This is a genomic window from Parvimonas micra, assembly GCF_037482165.1.
In the GTDB taxonomy this organism is placed as follows: domain Bacteria; phylum Bacillota; class Clostridia; order Tissierellales; family Peptoniphilaceae; genus Parvimonas.
This window is the reverse complement of record NZ_CP148048.1, coordinates 1,441,277-1,455,728: the sequence shown is the minus strand read 5'-3', so window position 1 is coordinate 1,455,728 and position 14,452 is coordinate 1,441,277. Positions and strand designations below refer to the sequence as shown.

General features: G+C 28.4%; 15 protein-coding genes. 11 read left to right on the top strand and 4 right to left on the bottom strand.

The genetic code is table 11. The features are described 5' to 3' along the window. Positions 1–227 precede the first annotated feature (227 nt). Complete coding sequence (locus tag WFJ11_RS07035) at positions 228–1,430, bottom strand: MFS transporter (protein WP_338817331.1); 1,203 nt, start codon at positions 1,428–1,430, stop codon at positions 228–230. 321 nt (positions 1,431–1,751) lie between these two features. On the opposite strand from WFJ11_RS07035, the gene WFJ11_RS07030 reads away from it, so the two are divergent. Both WFJ11_RS07030 and WFJ11_RS07025 read left to right on the top strand, forming a co-directional pair. Then, positions 1,752–2,123, top strand: coding sequence for a nuclear transport factor 2 family protein (locus WFJ11_RS07030; RefSeq protein ID WP_338817329.1), 372 nt, complete (start codon positions 1,752–1,754; stop codon positions 2,121–2,123). Beyond that, the gene (locus tag WFJ11_RS07025; RefSeq protein ID WP_338817328.1) at positions 2,123–3,010 is read left to right on the top strand and encodes a GNAT family N-acetyltransferase; all 888 of its coding nucleotides are present in this window, start codon (positions 2,123–2,125) and stop codon (positions 3,008–3,010) included. Before WFJ11_RS07030 ends, WFJ11_RS07025 begins: the two co-directional genes overlap by 1 nt. Positions 3,011–3,631: 621 nt before the next feature. Here the strand turns inward: WFJ11_RS07025 and pcp are convergent. The 3 genes from pcp to WFJ11_RS07010 are packed head-to-tail and all read right to left on the bottom strand — an operon-like array spanning position 3,632 to position 5,956. Beyond that, positions 3,632–4,273, bottom strand: a complete 642-nt coding sequence (gene pcp / locus WFJ11_RS07020) for a pyroglutamyl-peptidase I (protein WP_009447689.1) — start codon at positions 4,271–4,273, stop codon at positions 3,632–3,634. An 11-nt stretch (positions 4,274–4,284) separates the two neighbouring features. After that, on the bottom strand, positions 4,285–5,286 hold the full coding sequence (locus WFJ11_RS07015; RefSeq protein WP_009447583.1) for a DUF979 domain-containing protein: 1,002 nt from the start codon (positions 5,284–5,286) through the stop codon (positions 4,285–4,287). Continuing rightward, complete coding sequence (locus WFJ11_RS07010) at positions 5,267–5,956, bottom strand: DUF969 domain-containing protein (RefSeq protein WP_009447684.1); 690 nt, start codon at positions 5,954–5,956, stop codon at positions 5,267–5,269. Before WFJ11_RS07010 ends, WFJ11_RS07015 begins: the two co-directional genes overlap by 20 nt. Before the next feature lie 693 nt (positions 5,957–6,649). Between WFJ11_RS07010 and WFJ11_RS07005 the strand changes: the two genes are divergently transcribed. The 9 genes from WFJ11_RS07005 to rlmH all read left to right on the top strand — a co-directional run bounded on the left by WFJ11_RS07005 (position 6,650) and on the right by rlmH (position 14,450). After that, entirely contained in the window at positions 6,650–7,792 is a 1,143-nt protein-coding gene (locus WFJ11_RS07005) for an aminotransferase class V-fold PLP-dependent enzyme (protein WP_009355060.1), read from the top strand. A 4-nt stretch (positions 7,793–7,796) separates the two neighbouring features. Continuing rightward, a complete protein-coding gene (gene yedE, locus WFJ11_RS07000; protein WP_338817327.1) occupies positions 7,797–8,900 on the top strand; it encodes a YedE family putative selenium transporter in 1,104 nt (367 codons plus the stop codon). Positions 8,901–8,917: 17 nt separating this feature from the next. After that, positions 8,918–9,124 (top strand): sulfurtransferase TusA family protein, encoded by a 207-nt coding sequence (locus WFJ11_RS06995; protein ID WP_004831973.1) that lies wholly within the window; start codon positions 8,918–8,920, stop codon positions 9,122–9,124. Beyond that, complete coding sequence (locus WFJ11_RS06990; protein ID WP_039868584.1) at positions 9,124–9,348, top strand: putative Se/S carrier-like protein; 225 nt, start codon at positions 9,124–9,126, stop codon at positions 9,346–9,348. Before WFJ11_RS06995 ends, WFJ11_RS06990 begins: the two co-directional genes overlap by 1 nt. Before the next feature lie 146 nt (positions 9,349–9,494). Further along, positions 9,495–11,504, top strand: a complete 2,010-nt coding sequence (locus tag WFJ11_RS06985) for a hypothetical protein (protein WP_338817325.1) — start codon at positions 9,495–9,497, stop codon at positions 11,502–11,504. Between the two features lie 124 nt (positions 11,505–11,628). After that, entirely contained in the window at positions 11,629–11,919 is a 291-nt protein-coding gene (locus WFJ11_RS06980; RefSeq protein WP_338817324.1) for a hypothetical protein, read from the top strand. A gap of 68 nt (positions 11,920–11,987) precedes the next feature. After that, entirely contained in the window at positions 11,988–13,094 is a 1,107-nt protein-coding gene (locus WFJ11_RS06975) for an acyltransferase family protein (RefSeq protein ID WP_338817323.1), read from the top strand. Between the two features lie 83 nt (positions 13,095–13,177). Then, positions 13,178–13,966, top strand: coding sequence for an MBL fold metallo-hydrolase (locus tag WFJ11_RS06970; RefSeq protein WP_338817321.1), 789 nt, complete (start codon positions 13,178–13,180; stop codon positions 13,964–13,966). A gap of 1 nt (position 13,967) precedes the next feature. Continuing rightward, positions 13,968–14,450: a 23S rRNA (pseudouridine(1915)-N(3))-methyltransferase RlmH gene (gene rlmH / locus WFJ11_RS06965; RefSeq protein ID WP_269752528.1), complete on the top strand. Its 483-nt coding sequence runs from the start codon at positions 13,968–13,970 to the stop codon at positions 14,448–14,450. Positions 14,451–14,452 lie beyond the last annotated feature (2 nt).

The following is a 14,452-nucleotide window of genomic DNA, read 5'->3' as shown; positions in this document are numbered from 1 at the left end:
GGCAAGTTTCGACAGCGAAAGTTCCTAAACGTCGAAGGTGCTAGTACATCTCGTACTGGGAGAATAGAAAATAGCCAAACAAAAAAATCATCCCAATGAATGGATGATTTTTTTGTTTTAACAACTAAAGTTGAAGAGTAAAAACTCTTCGACTTTTTTTATAAAAGTCGAAATATAAAACTGATGGAAACAGTTTTTAAATTTTTTTATTCTCAGTTGTCAAATATTTAAGCAGGTTTCTTTTCAAAAAGTGTTTCTTTCGGATCGCCTGTTTTATAAAATAATACAATCAAAAATATTACTGTTATAGAAATGAAAGCAAAACAATAACTTCTGCTAATTCCGAATTCCTTTATTATAAATGTAACTAAAGGATCACTTAGTATAAATGCAATTTGTACAATTACATTTTTTATTGATAATATTGTAGATTTGTAGTGTAAATCAGTTTTTGAATTTATATACATTGAAAACAGTAAGTAAAAGTAGCCTGTTATAAATCTATATATTGCATAAAAAAACATGGAAACAAAAAAATTTTTCGAAATCCACATCACAAATGTAGAAATCATTAAAAATAAAAAACAATATTTAAGTTTTACCATGGGATTATATTTTTTTAAATAAATTTGATGAAATTTTGTTCCGAACATACTAATTATATTTGCAATCATATACATAATTCCGATATATTTTGAATTTATTTTGAAAAAGTCCAGATACTCGGGAAAATAAATTGCAACTTGCGGTATGGAAATATATGAAAGTAATAATATTAGAAATATGAAAATTTGTTTTTTAAAAATAAAAAAAGCAGTTTTAAAATTTACATTTTCTATTTGAACTTTTTCTTTTTCAGTATTTATATGTTTCTCAGATATCGATAGATACAAAAATAAATTCAATATTGATAAAACCATCGAAATTAAAAATGGAAGTCGTATATTGATATTGTATATAAAGCCTATTATGAGTCCACCAAGAATGTTTGAAATTCCACTTGATATTGATGAAATTTCAAACACTTCTTCTTCTCTTTCAAGTAAGTTCATTAACAAAACACTATTTGCTCCGGACATTCCGGCATCTCCAACAGCCATAAAAATTGCACATATTAAAAATTGGAAAAAACTCGTACTGAAAAATAATCCGACTAGAGAGAGAGTTATCATAACAGAACCGATGCATACACTTAATTTCGGAGATTTTTTATCTGCAAACAGTCCAAAAGGAATTTCAAAAATTATATTACTTATACTGGTTACTGAAAAAATAATACCTATTTTGAATATGTCTATTCCAAAATTTTTATAAAATAAAAAAATTATTGGAGAATAGAATAAAATAAAATTAGAAATGAAAGTAATTAAATAAACTTTAAATTTATTAGTATTATTTATTTTAAGAAATTTATATTCTAAAACTGACATCTATCATCTCTCCTGTTTTCTATATTCAACGTTTTTTGCTGTTTTATTCTTTCAGCAGGACATCCTCCATTACAAATCTATAAGATATGTTTTATAATACTGGCATTGTATTTTAAGCACATTGTATCATAATTCGAATAAAAAATCAAAATTATTTATAATATATTTCAAATAATTTTTTGTACAAAATATTAAACTAAAATATAAATTTAATTTATAAAAAGAACTATATTCAAACTAATTTGAATTTTCATTTTATTTTAAGTATAATATACATTATATATAAATTTAATAAAATTATTATAGAAAAAAGGAGTAAATATGTTCGATGTTTATAAATTTTTTGATTTGGTTTTAAGTCAAAATGCTTTGGAGATTAAAAAATTTTTTAATGAAGATGCTTATATTGATTGGCATAATACTAATGAAAGATTTACTGTTGATGAATTTATAGAAGTTAATTGCACTTATCCTGATAAATGGGGTGGAGAAGTTGAAAGAGTTGAACAAATTGGAAATTTACTTATTGCAGTTGCAAAGGTAATAAATGTCTTTGATAAATCTTCGTTTTATGTTAATTCCTTTATATTGCTAGAAAACGACAAAATTATCAAACTTGATGAGTATTGGGGAGATAATGGGAAAATTCCTCAATGGAGAATTATTAAAAATATAGGAGTTAAAATAAAGTAATGAATTCATTTTGCAAAAATAAAAATTTATCTGATTATCTTAAATTAATTTTTTTAGTTATTATGTTTATATTTGGGCTTTCATTTAAAGCCTCTACTGGAGATTACATTTTACTTATTGTTTTAATGTTAATTGAATTTGCTTTTAAGATTGGATTTAAATACATAAATTCTATAAGTTATACTATTTCGAATAAATTTTATAAGAATATTTTAAATATGTTGAATATTATAAATTTTGAATTTGAGTTCTTATTTGTATATTTGTTTTTTGATTCAATTTTTGAGTTTAATATAAAGTATCTTGTTGGAATTATCTTTGGTATTTTAGTTATGAGTATAATTTTCTTTTCTTTATTTGTTTCTTTAAATTTAAAATATGAAGTTTTGACATTTAGAATGGCTAATGAGTCAGATAGAGAAAGTATATTAGAAATATATCTTGAAGGAGCAGAAGCACTAAAAACTGATGGAGTTGATCAATGGCAAGGGCAATATGTTCCAAGTTTTAAAGATATTGATGAACATTTGGGAATAGACCTATATGTTTTAGAATATCATAGAAAAATTGTTTCTACAGTTTGTTTGGTTGAAGGAATAGATGAAGATTATGAAAGTATAAATGGGAAATGGAATACTTCAATTCCTTATATCAGTATTCATAAGGTAGCAACTTCTAATAAATACAAAAAACAGAGTTTTGGCAGAAAGATGATGAGATATGTTGAAAATTTTGCAAAGAGAAAGAGAATGGATTTAAGAATTGATACCCATAAAGACAATAAAAAAATGAGAAATTTTATTATCTCTTGTGGTTATAAATATACCGGTGAAGTAGTATTGCAAGGAGAACTTGAAAGACTTGCCTATGATAAAAAAGTTCTGTAGTTTTTACATTCATAATATTGAAAAAATTTTTATTATTTAGTAAAATATTTCAAGTCATAGTATTTAGCATAGAAATTCTCCCAACACGTCATCTTGAGCGAAGTGTAACGGAGTCAATCTAGATCTAACTTTGTTTACAAGTAATAGTAGTTCTGTCGGAATCGTTTTATCAAATGATACAATGAATTTGAATATTTCACAAAGTTCTATAATTGTTACTATAATTTTTATAGTATATTTTACTTGAATTAGAAGTAATAAAGTTGATATTATGATGTATCTACGATACATTCACTTTTGCTAAAGCAAAAGTATGAGATTTCTCCGCTCCGTTTCACTACGGTCGAAATGACGTATAAAGGGGAATCTTTATTTGATGGCTAGACGTTAAGTGTAAATTCTCATTAAATTAATAAAGTGAAAAATATTTTACGTCATAGTATTTAACATAGGGATTCTCCCAACACGTCATCTTGAGCGAAGTGCAACGGAGTCAATCTAGGTCTAACTTAGATTATTTGGTTACAAATAATAGTAAGTCCTGTAAGGGATTTATATAAAAATGACATTATTCTATATAAAAAAGGTTAGAGTTTTTAGTTTCTCTAACCTTTTTGTTTTTTAATGTGTTGCTCCGCCTTCTACCTTAATGTCTTCTTTGTTTTCAACGATAGCTTCGATTGCATATTCTAATCCTTTTGCAATCAATTCTAATGGCATTGATGGCATATTTCTTTTATCTACAACTTGTTCTGGTAAAAATGGAATATGAACAAAGCCTGTTCTCATATTCGGATATTTTGTACTTGCAAGATGTGCCATTCCGTAGCAAACATGGTTACAAACGAAAGTTCCAGCTGTATTTGAAACAGAAGCAGGAATTTTGTTTTCAATCATTTTTTGAACCATAGCTTTTATAGGAATAGTTACAAGATATGCATCAGGACCATCTTTAGCGATTTTTTCATCAATTGGTTGATTTCCTTCATTATCTTTGATTCTAAAATCATCCATATTAATTCCAACTCTTTCTACTGAAATATCTGTTCTACCACCTGCTTGTCCTATACTTAAAACTACATCTGGTTTTTCAATTTCAATAACTTCTTCAAGTTTCTTTAAACTCTTTCTTGCTACTGTTGGAATTTCTACTTTAATTATTTTTGCCCCTTTAATTTCGTCTGGTAATAATTTTACAGACTCAATTGCAGGATTAATTTTTTCTCCACCAAATGGGTCAAATCCACTAACTAATATTTTCATTTAATCATCTCCTAAAATGCTAGTACTAACATAAGCACGATATGAACTAAAATCATTGCAAGAGCCATAGGTGCCTGTGTCTTTATTATCGTGTATTTATCTTTAGTTTCTAGAATAGCGGCTGGAACAATGTTGAAGTTTGCAGCCATTGGAGTTAATAGTGTTCCACAGTAACCAGAAGTCATACCTAAAGCTCCAACTACAGCAGGATTTCCACCTTGTGCGATTACAAAAGGAATACCAACACCGATTGTGATTACAGTAAATGCAGCAAAGGCATTACCCATAATCATAGTAAAGATTACCATACCTAAACAGTAAGCAACAACTCCGGCAACTCTTCCGCCACCGCCTACAATACCACCAGCAAATTCTCCTATTACATTACCTACACCAGCAGCTGTAAATACAATTCCAAGTGCACCTAAAAGTTGAGGTAATAAACTTGATGAACCTACTTGCATCAAAAGTCTAGAAGTATCTTCTTTCATATCTTCAACTTTAGGTTTAGCAATTATAATAGCTAGAATTAAAGCAATTATTGCCGAAATTCCTAAAACTTGTGCAGTTGAAAATCCAAAAATTAAATCTTTACCCTTAGCATCTGTTCCGATTACAATTTTAAATGATTTAAATTGTGACATAAAAAATCCGAGTCCTGCCATAATCAATGCTGGAATAAAAATTTTCCAACCAACTTTATCTGCATTTTTTCTTCTTTCTTCTTCAGATGGAGGGTTGAATTCTCCGATTTTAACTTGTTTTGTAAGAGTAAGAAATCCACAAGCAACAAGCATAGCGCCGACTATGATTCCACCTTGATCAGGAAGATATTTTATTAAGAATCCTCCAAAAGCAAATATAATTCCAACTAAAAACCAAAAAATAAATGTACCAATTCTTGACTCTTTATTCTTTAAAGCTCTAAATGCTGTTAAAATTGAAATTAACCCACAAAGAATATAAATGAATTCATCAATAAAAAATGTATTACTACTTATCCACTTTAACATTTTTTACACCATCCTTTCTAAGTTTCATTTCAAATAAGAAACATTGAATAACTGATAATATAATCATTGCAATACCTACAAATAGAGAATAGTATGCTATATCAGAACCTTCGACAGCATATCCTTTATCTTTAAGTGTTGAAGCAATAAGCAAAACACCTGAAGCAACAGGGAATACATTTTGTCCAAAGAAATTACCATAATTTTCAACAGCACCAGCTAAACCTTTTAAGTCTTCTAGTTTAGTTTCAGTAAGGTCAACTGTCTTGGTAGCAGCACCTTCCGCCATTGGTAAAATTAAAGGTCTTACAAATTGAACATGTCCACCCAGACGTAAAGAAAATATTGCAGCTAACCAACGGATGAATAAATATAACCAGATAACTAAACCAGCACTAGCACCCTTGATTTTTCGTATTCCGTCAGCAGCCTTTTCTTTAAGACCATTTCTTTCCATAATACCTATTACGATAAGTGTTGTAAAGAATAAACTCATATATCTGTTTTCGACAAATCCTTTACCTATAATATTCAAAATTTCTAGAATTCCTTTTCCACCGGCAAGACCTGTTGCGAAACCTGCGATTAAAACTACAGAAATTACATCAAGTTTTAAAACAAAACCAACAACAATAATTACAATACCGATTAAAACTAAATAATTTTGCATATCTTCCTCCTATAAAATTTATTATTACTTATTTATAAAAAAATCTAAATTCTTCATTACTATACTTAATGAATATTTTCTAATATATAAGTAACTAAGTATAGTATATCATAATTTATATGTTTTTAAAATAGGAATTTTACAATATTTTAGCGATATTTTACATTTTAATCGATAAATATTTTTAATAAAAAAGTTATAATATCTATATTGTAATTTAAATAAATATGTTAATTAAGATAAATTAACGGTTTATATAATTTAAACGATAAAACTTATTAAAAAATATAATTTATTTAGATATTTTTATTGAAATATGAGTAAAATTTGACAATGTCGCCATATTGATATATAATTATAATATATTTACGCCTTGTGGTAAATATATTTTAATTGCGAAGCAACAAGGTTCTTGGGCACCAACCCGATGCAAAGCATCGAGGAGGGGTGAGGTTCTTCTTTCATCAAAATTACAATAAATCATAATCAAAAGGGAATTTTGATATAATACTAATAGGATTATGCCTTATGATAAACCTATTATAAGATTGTTTCCGTTATGATAAATTTAATTAAAGAAAACAATCTTGAAATTTTATTTTCTTTTTAATATCTAATAAGTAAATAAAATTTTAATCTAATTAAAATTATAAATTTTTATAATAATAATTTTTTTCACGAAGGAGGATTAAGATGATCTATTTTGATAATGCAGCTACAACAAAAAATAAACCTGCAGAAGTTATTGATGCAGTAGTGAATGCAATGAAAAGCTTTGGGAACTCCTCTCGTGGAGTTTATGAGGAGAGTTTAAGTGCTGATAGAATAGTTTTTGAAACTAGAAAAAAAATAGCAAAGATGTTTAATGTTGGGAATTCTCGTCAGGTTGTTTTTACAAAAAATGCTACAGAAAGTTTAAATATTGCAATAAATGGATTATTTTTAGAAAATGATCATATAATAACTTCTGTTTCTGAACATAATTCTGTTTTAAGACCTATACATTATCTAAAAGAAAAAGGTGTCGAAGTCAGTTATATTGGAGTTTCTGAAAAAGGAGTTTTGAATTTCGAAGAAATTCCATCTTTGATAAAAGCAAATACTAAGGCTATAGTTATAACTCATGCATCAAATGTTACTGGAAATATTACAGATTTAAAAAAATATGGAGATTTTTGTAGAGAAAATAATCTTCTTTTTATAGTAGATGCTTCTCAAACTGCAGGAGCATTTGATATTGATATGAAAGAGATGAATATTGATGTTCTATGTTTTACAGGACATAAATCAATGCTTGGACCACAGGGAACAGGTGCTTTATGTGTCAGAGAAGAAGTGTACATAAGACCTTTTATAGTTGGTGGAAGTGGAACTCACAGCTATGATGAGTTTCAACCTGACAAGATGCCAACAAGACTTGAAGCTGGTACTTTAAATTCACATGGAATTGCTGGACTTCATGCATCTATTGACTATCTTTTAAATAATAAAATTGAAAATTTAACAAAACGAGCTTTAGAACTTTCAAGGAAATTTTATGATGGGGTTAGTAAATTTCCTGAAGTTACAGTTTATGGGGATTTTGAAACAGAGTTTAGGGCTCCAATTGTATCTTTAAATATCTCAGATATGGACTCTTCAGAAGTAAGCAGTATTTTATATGAAGAGTATAAAATTTCAACAAGACCGGGGGCTCATTGTGCACCACTTATTCATAAGGCACTTGGTACTGTTGAACAGGGTATGGTTAGATTTAGCTTTTCTCATTCAAATACTTTTGATGAGGTCGAGCTTGCTATAAACGCGATTAAAAAAATTATAGAGGATAGGAGGTAATCAAATGCGTTTTTTTAACACTAAAAAAGGGTTGTTGACTTTGGGAATTATCGCTGGTCTTGGAGCAGCTTTACTTGCATATTTAGGCAATCCGAAAAACATGGCTTTTTGTATAGCTTGTTTTATTAGAGATACTGCTGGAGCTATGAAGTTCCATAATGCTGAAGTGGTTCAATATTTTAGACCAGAAATAGTAGGTATTATTTTAGGTGCATTTTTAATTTCATTATTTACAAAAGAATACAGATCTACAGGTGGTTCATCACCTGTTATAAGATTTTTCTTAGGTGTAATAATGATGGTTTGTGCTCTTGTATTCTTAGGATGTCCTTTAAGAATGATTTTAAGAATGTCAGCAGGAGATATAAGTTCTTATGTAGGATTAGTAGGATTTGCAGCAGGAGTTGCAACAGGGGCATTCTTCTTAAGAAAAGGCTTTAGCTTAGGAAGAGCTTATCCTGTTAAAAAAGAAAATGGATATGTACTACCAATTGTTGTAGCAGGATTATTTGCTTTAGTTATTGCTGTTCCATCTCTTTATGCATTTAGCCAAAAAGGACCTGGAAGTATGCATGCAGTATGGTATGCAGCACTTGGAGTAGGACTTATATTTGGTATAATTGCACAAAAAAGTAGAATGTGTTTTGCTGGATCACTTAGAGATATTATTTTACTAAAAGATTTCAGATTATTCTCAGTTATTGGTGGAATTTTTATAGTTATGTTAGTTTATAATATAGCTACAAACAACTTTAAATTTGTTGCTTTTGGACCTGTAGCTCATGCGCAAACAATTTGGAATATATTATCTATGTATGCAGTAGGTTTCTGTGCAGTATTACTTGGAGGTTGTCCATTAAGACAATTAGTTCTTGCAGGAACAGGTTCTTCAGATTCAGTTATAACTGTACTAGGAATGTTCGTGGGAGCTGCCTTTGCTCATAATTTCAAATTAGCAGGAGCAGCAGCTGCAGTTGAAAATGTAGAAAAAGGAATCAAAGCAGCAGCAGGTGGTCCAGGAATAAATGGACAAATATTTGTTATTGCTTCAATAGTTGTACTATTTATAGTAGCTTTATATGGATTAAAAAAAGAAAAAAATAGATAAAATTTAAGGAGATAGATATGAAAGAATTAGACGTTAGAGGATTATCTTGTCCAGAACCAGTTTTAATCTTACAAGATGCCCTTAAAGAAAATAAAAACGAAACTTACAAAGTCTTAGCTAGTGAAGCACATGTTGTAAAAAATATCACTCATTTTGCAAACAGCCAAGGCAAGAAAACTTCTGTAAAAGAAGTTGGATTAGACTTTGAAATTATTGTAGAATAATGAAAGAGACTAAGCTGTATACAACATTCTATACGACTGCAGAGGCAATGGCAACTGAAAGTGTATGTAAAGAAAATAACCTTTCAGGAAAACTTGTCCCTGTACCAAGAGTTTTATCAGCAGGTTGTGGGATTGCATGGGAATGTAGTCCCATTTTAAAGTCAACTCTATTAGAACTTTTAGAAAAAGAAGACATAGAATGGGAAGAATGTAAAGAAATTTAGATTTAAAAAGTTATCTTTAATTTTAAAGATGACTTTTTTGTTTGAAAAAACTTTGAGCATTTTTTATAAAAATAATTTTCATTTGACATTTTTATTTAACTATTATATAATGACTGGTAGATTAATTATATTTTTAGGAGGATGAAATGAAAGCATTTAAAAAAATATCTTTAATGGTTTTTTCTCTGTTATTAGTTTTTGTTTTTGGATGTAATAATAAACTTTTTGCTGAAAATATAAATGATAATGGGAAAAAATTAGTTTATGTAGAAAATATTTTTTATGATGAAAATGGAAAATCTGCAAATGGATGGTATAATGACGGAAAAGAAATGTACTTTTTCCAAAATGGAAAGAAATTTACTGGTTTTACAAAGGATAAAAGTGAATCTAAATATTTTGTAAATGGAAAGTATGGAACTGGTATTTACAAAGATGTTCTTTATAAAAATGGAGTAAAATCAAAAGGAAGAGTTTATGTGGATGGAATTTTCTATGGAGATGATTCAAAGCCAGCGAACTGGTGGTACAACGACGGAAATGCATGGTATTTTTTTAAAAATGGTAAAAAGCATACAGGACTTGCAAAAGATGGAAATGGCGAGATGCAATTTGTAAATGGAAAATATGCAAATTGTTATATAGATAAAATTTTATATAGAGAAGGAAAGCCAGCGAACTGGTGGTATGATGATGGATCTGCTTGGTATTTCTTTAAAGATGGAAAAAAATTTACAGGTATTGAAAAAGATGCAAGTGGCTATAAATATTTCGTTAAAGGAAAATATGGAAGTGGAATTTACAAAGATGTCCTTTATAAAAATGGAGTAAAGTCATCAGGAAGAGTTTATGTTGGAGACTTATTCTATGGAGATGATGCAATGCCTGCAAACTGGTGGTACAATGATGGAAGTGCATGGTATTTCTTTAAAGATGGTAAAAAGTACACAGGACTTGCAGAAGATGGAAATGGCGAAATGCAGTTTATAAATGGTAAATATGCAAATTGTTACATAGATAAAAATTTTTATAAAGAAGGAAAGCTAGCAAACTGGTGGTGTGATGACGGAAATGCATGGTATTTTTTCCAAAACGGTAAGAAACATACAGGATATGGAATTGATGATAATGGAAAAAGATATTTTGTAGATGGAAAATATGCTAACGGGAAATACGATGAAATAATATATAAAGATGGTTTAAAGTCTAAAGGGCAAACTTACATAAATGAAATATTCTATGATGAAAATTTAAAGCCAGCAAATTGGTGGTATGATGATGGAAGTTCATGGTATTTCTTTAAAGATGGAAAAAAGCATACAGGACTTGCAAAAGATAGCAATGGTGAAATGCAATTTGTAAATGGAAAATATGCAAATTGTTATATAGATAAAATCTTTTACAGAGAAGGTAAAATTGCTGATTGGTGGTGTGACGATGGGACTGCTTGGTTTTTCTTTAGAGATGGAAAGAAATTTACAGGATATGGAATAGATGGAAACGGTAAAAGATATTTTATAAATGGAAAATATGCCAATGGAATATATGAAGAAAAATTGTATAAAGATGGTCTAGAGTCAGAAGGAAAAACTTATATAAACGAAATTTTTTATGATGGAAATAAACTTCCTGCAAATGGTTGGTATGATGATGGATATGATTGGTTCTTCTTCAAAGATGGTAAAAAACATACAGGAAAAGCTGTTGATGGTAACGGCGAAATGGATTTTGTAGAAGGAAAATATAAAAGTTATAGAAATTATTATATGGCTTCAAAGGAAGTTCAGATGAGAATTTTAAATGCAGCATATAATACAAGTTCTCCAGGTAGAAATCTATGTGCTAAATGGGTTTCAAGAGTTTATCAAAATGCAGGACTAGGATATTTAGGTGGAAATGCTAATGAATTGTATAGAAAATATACTTTTACTTCAGATATTTCCAAACTAAAAGTAGGAATGATTGTAGCTGTTGAAAGTAGCAGTAGTGGAAGTTGGATGGGACGTAAGTATGGACATGCTGGAATATATATTGGTGATGGAAAAGTAATGGAAAGTATTGGTTATAAAAGAATCGTTACTTTGGAATATTGGATTGAAACTTATTGTAAACATCATCCAGTAGGATTTGGCTATCCACCGTCAGTAGAAAAATAAAAATTTATTTATAAAAGTCATCTTGATCTAAGATGGCTTTTTATATAAAAAATGTTATTTTGACATTTTTGTTGAACTATTATATAATTTCTGATAGATTAGTTTTATTTTTTAGGAGGAGTAAGTGAAAATATTTAAAAAGAAATTCTTAATGTTTTTTTCTTTATTATTAATCCTTAATTTAGGCTTTTGTAATCTACTTGTTGCCGAAAATTCAAGTGATAATGTAAATAAATTAACTTATATTGGAAATATATATTATGATGAAAATGGAAAACCGGCAAACTGGTGGTACGATAGCGGAACAGCAAGGTTTTTCTTTAAAGATGGTAAAAAACATACGGGAATAGCAAAAGATGAAAATGGTAAGATATATTTTGAAAGAAAATATAAAGTTAGTAACTTTGCTGTTTAAAAATGGTTTACTAGAGAGATGATATGCAAAAAAAGTTGATGTTGTTGGGAAATTAATTTTAGTAAGTTTTGATTGTCATTGAATATGGTGAGGTAGAAATTTTGATAAAGAATCCGAAAATGAAAGACAGAAATTATGGAATTGACTTGCTTAGAATTGTTACAATGTTTATGATTGTAAATTTACATGTTTTTTGGTATGGTGGAATTTTAAGAAGTGAGAATCTATATTTCTTAAGTGCAAAATACAATATTGTATGGATTTTAGAGATAATTTGTTATGTGGCTGTGAACTGTTATGCCTTAATTTCAGGTTTTGTAGGAATAGAGTCCAAATACAAATATTCTAATATAGTTTTATTATGGTTAAGAGTTGTTTTTTATTCTATTTCTCTTTACTTGATTGGCTGTATTTTTGGAATTGTAGATTTTAATTTTAAAACTCTTATAACATTTTGTTTTCCAGTTGTAAATTCAAAATATTGGTATTTTACAGCATATTTTTGTCTGTTCTTCTTTATGCCAATATTAAATTCGGCATTAGAAAATATGGAATACAAGCTTCTTAGAAACTCAATTATTATGATTATAATTATAATTTCTGTACTACCTTTTATTTATGCAGGGGACATTTTCCTTACAAGAAATGGTTCAAGTTTTGTGTGGCTAATGGTATTATACTTAATTGGTGGATTTATCAAAAAATACAATTTGCATAATAAGTTTTCTAATAATTCTATGATTATTCTATTTGCTTTTTGTATTATTCTAGAATTAGGAAGTGCATATTTGACAAGTTATTTAGATTTAAAAGGAGTTACAGATTTTAAATTTACATTAATCTCCTACACATCTTCTACTATGCTTCTATCGGGAATATCCTTACTAATAATATTTTCAAAGTTGAAAGTAAAATCGTGGAGAAAAATAATTTCATTTCTTTCGCCACTTTGTTTTTCGGTTTATTTAATTCATGAACATGAAGTGTTTAGCAAAAGATTTATTGTTGGAAAATCTGCAACATTTTTAAACTATTCAACTTTAAAAATGCTATTTTATATTTTAATAACTGATATTGTGATATTTGTAGTATGTATATTTGTAGATTATTTTAGAGAAAAATTATTTAAAAAATTAGAATTAAAAAAGAGATTAAGTTTTATTGATAAAAATTAGGTGAAAGCCTAATTTTTTTATGTAAAATTTTGGATTTTTTGTCAAAAATATGATAAAATAAAGCTTGTACGAATGGAGGAAATATGGGTTTAAGATTTTGTCCGCTTTTTAGCGGGAGCGATGGAAATTGTTGCTTTTTAGAAGTTGATAATAGAAGATATTTAATAGATGCAGGTTTTAGTGGCAAGAAAATTGAAAGCAATCTTAAATGCTTAGGAGTAGATCCTAGCACGATAGATTTAATATTTTTAACTCATGAACATATTGATCATATAAGAGGTGCAGGAGTGCTCTCCAGACGTTATGATATCAAGATTTGCAGTAATGTTGAAACACTGACTGCCGGAGCATCTAAATTAGGTAAAATTAAAGATGAAAATATTGTTGTTATCGGCACTGAAAAGAAACACAAATTTTCTCTTTTTGATTTATATACTTTGGAAATTTCTCATGACTGTGCAAGAGGAATGGGTTTTGTCTTTAATACAGATTATGGAAAAGTTAGTCTTTTAACTGATACGGGAATTATTACAAACCATATGAAAGAAAAAATTAAGGGTTCAAAGATTTTTTATTTTGAGGCAAATCACGATTTGGAAATGCTTAAAAAAGGACCTTATGATTATAATTTAAAACAGAGAATTTTGGGAGATTTCGGACATATTTCAAATGTTACAAGTGGAAATGTACTCTCCGAAGTTGTAACTGACAAATGCAAAAAGGTATATCTTGGACATTTAAGCGAAACCAATAATGAAGAAAAACTAGCTTATGACGAAGTTTTCGGAATTTTAAATAAAGAAAATGTAATACAATATACGAATTTAGAAGTTGCAAAGAGATTTGACAACAGCAGTATAACGGAAGTGTAATATGAATATAAAAATTTTATGTGTAGGAAAACTATCTGAAAAATTTTTCAAAGATGCTTGTGATGAGTATAAAAAGAGAATTTCAGCCTTTTCAAAAATTGAAATTATTGAAATTCCTGAAGAAAAAATTTTGACACAAACTCCAAGTAAATTGGAAATTGAAAATGTATTAAAAAAAGAAGAGGGAAGAATCTTAAATAAAATTTCAGATTCCGATTTTGTTATAACCCTTGAAATTTTAGGAAAATCAATAGGCAGTGAAGACTTTTCAAAATTTTTAGAAGATAAAATGAATGACGGAAACTCAAAATTTATATTCGTAATCGGTGGAAGTTTCGGACTAGGAGATGAAATAAAGAAAAGAAGTAATTTCAAACTTTCTTTTTCAAAATTTACACTCCCACACCAATTATTTAGAGTTGTTTTATTAGAACAAATCTACAGAGCTTTTAAAATTATGAACAATCAAATATATCATAAATAGGA

Bases quoted from the DNA above. Each gene is read 5' to 3' on its own strand.
- WFJ11_RS07035 (WP_338817331.1), bottom strand. From the start codon at position 1,430: ATGTCAGTTTTAGAATATAAATTTCTTAAAATAAATAATACTAATAAA.
- WFJ11_RS07030 (WP_338817329.1), top strand. From the start codon at position 1,752: ATGTTCGATGTTTATAAATTTTTTGATTTGGTTTTAAGTCAAAATGCT.
- WFJ11_RS07025 (WP_338817328.1), top strand. From the start codon at position 2,123: ATGAATTCATTTTGCAAAAATAAAAATTTATCTGATTATCTTAAATTA.
- pcp (WP_009447689.1), bottom strand. From the start codon at position 4,273: ATGAAAATATTAGTTAGTGGATTTGACCCATTTGGTGGAGAAAAAATT.
- WFJ11_RS07015 (WP_009447583.1), bottom strand. From the start codon at position 5,286: ATGTTAAAGTGGATAAGTAGTAATACATTTTTTATTGATGAATTCATT.
- WFJ11_RS07010 (WP_009447684.1), bottom strand. From the start codon at position 5,956: ATGCAAAATTATTTAGTTTTAATCGGTATTGTAATTATTGTTGTTGGT.
- WFJ11_RS07005 (WP_009355060.1), top strand. From the start codon at position 6,650: ATGATCTATTTTGATAATGCAGCTACAACAAAAAATAAACCTGCAGAA.
- yedE (WP_338817327.1), top strand. From the start codon at position 7,797: ATGCGTTTTTTTAACACTAAAAAAGGGTTGTTGACTTTGGGAATTATC.
- WFJ11_RS06995 (WP_004831973.1), top strand. From the start codon at position 8,918: ATGAAAGAATTAGACGTTAGAGGATTATCTTGTCCAGAACCAGTTTTA.
- WFJ11_RS06990 (WP_039868584.1), top strand. From the start codon at position 9,124: ATGAAAGAGACTAAGCTGTATACAACATTCTATACGACTGCAGAGGCA.
- WFJ11_RS06985 (WP_338817325.1), top strand. From the start codon at position 9,495: ATGAAAGCATTTAAAAAAATATCTTTAATGGTTTTTTCTCTGTTATTA.
- WFJ11_RS06970 (WP_338817321.1), top strand. From the start codon at position 13,178: ATGGGTTTAAGATTTTGTCCGCTTTTTAGCGGGAGCGATGGAAATTGT.
- rlmH (WP_269752528.1), top strand. From the start codon at position 13,968: ATGAATATAAAAATTTTATGTGTAGGAAAACTATCTGAAAAATTTTTC.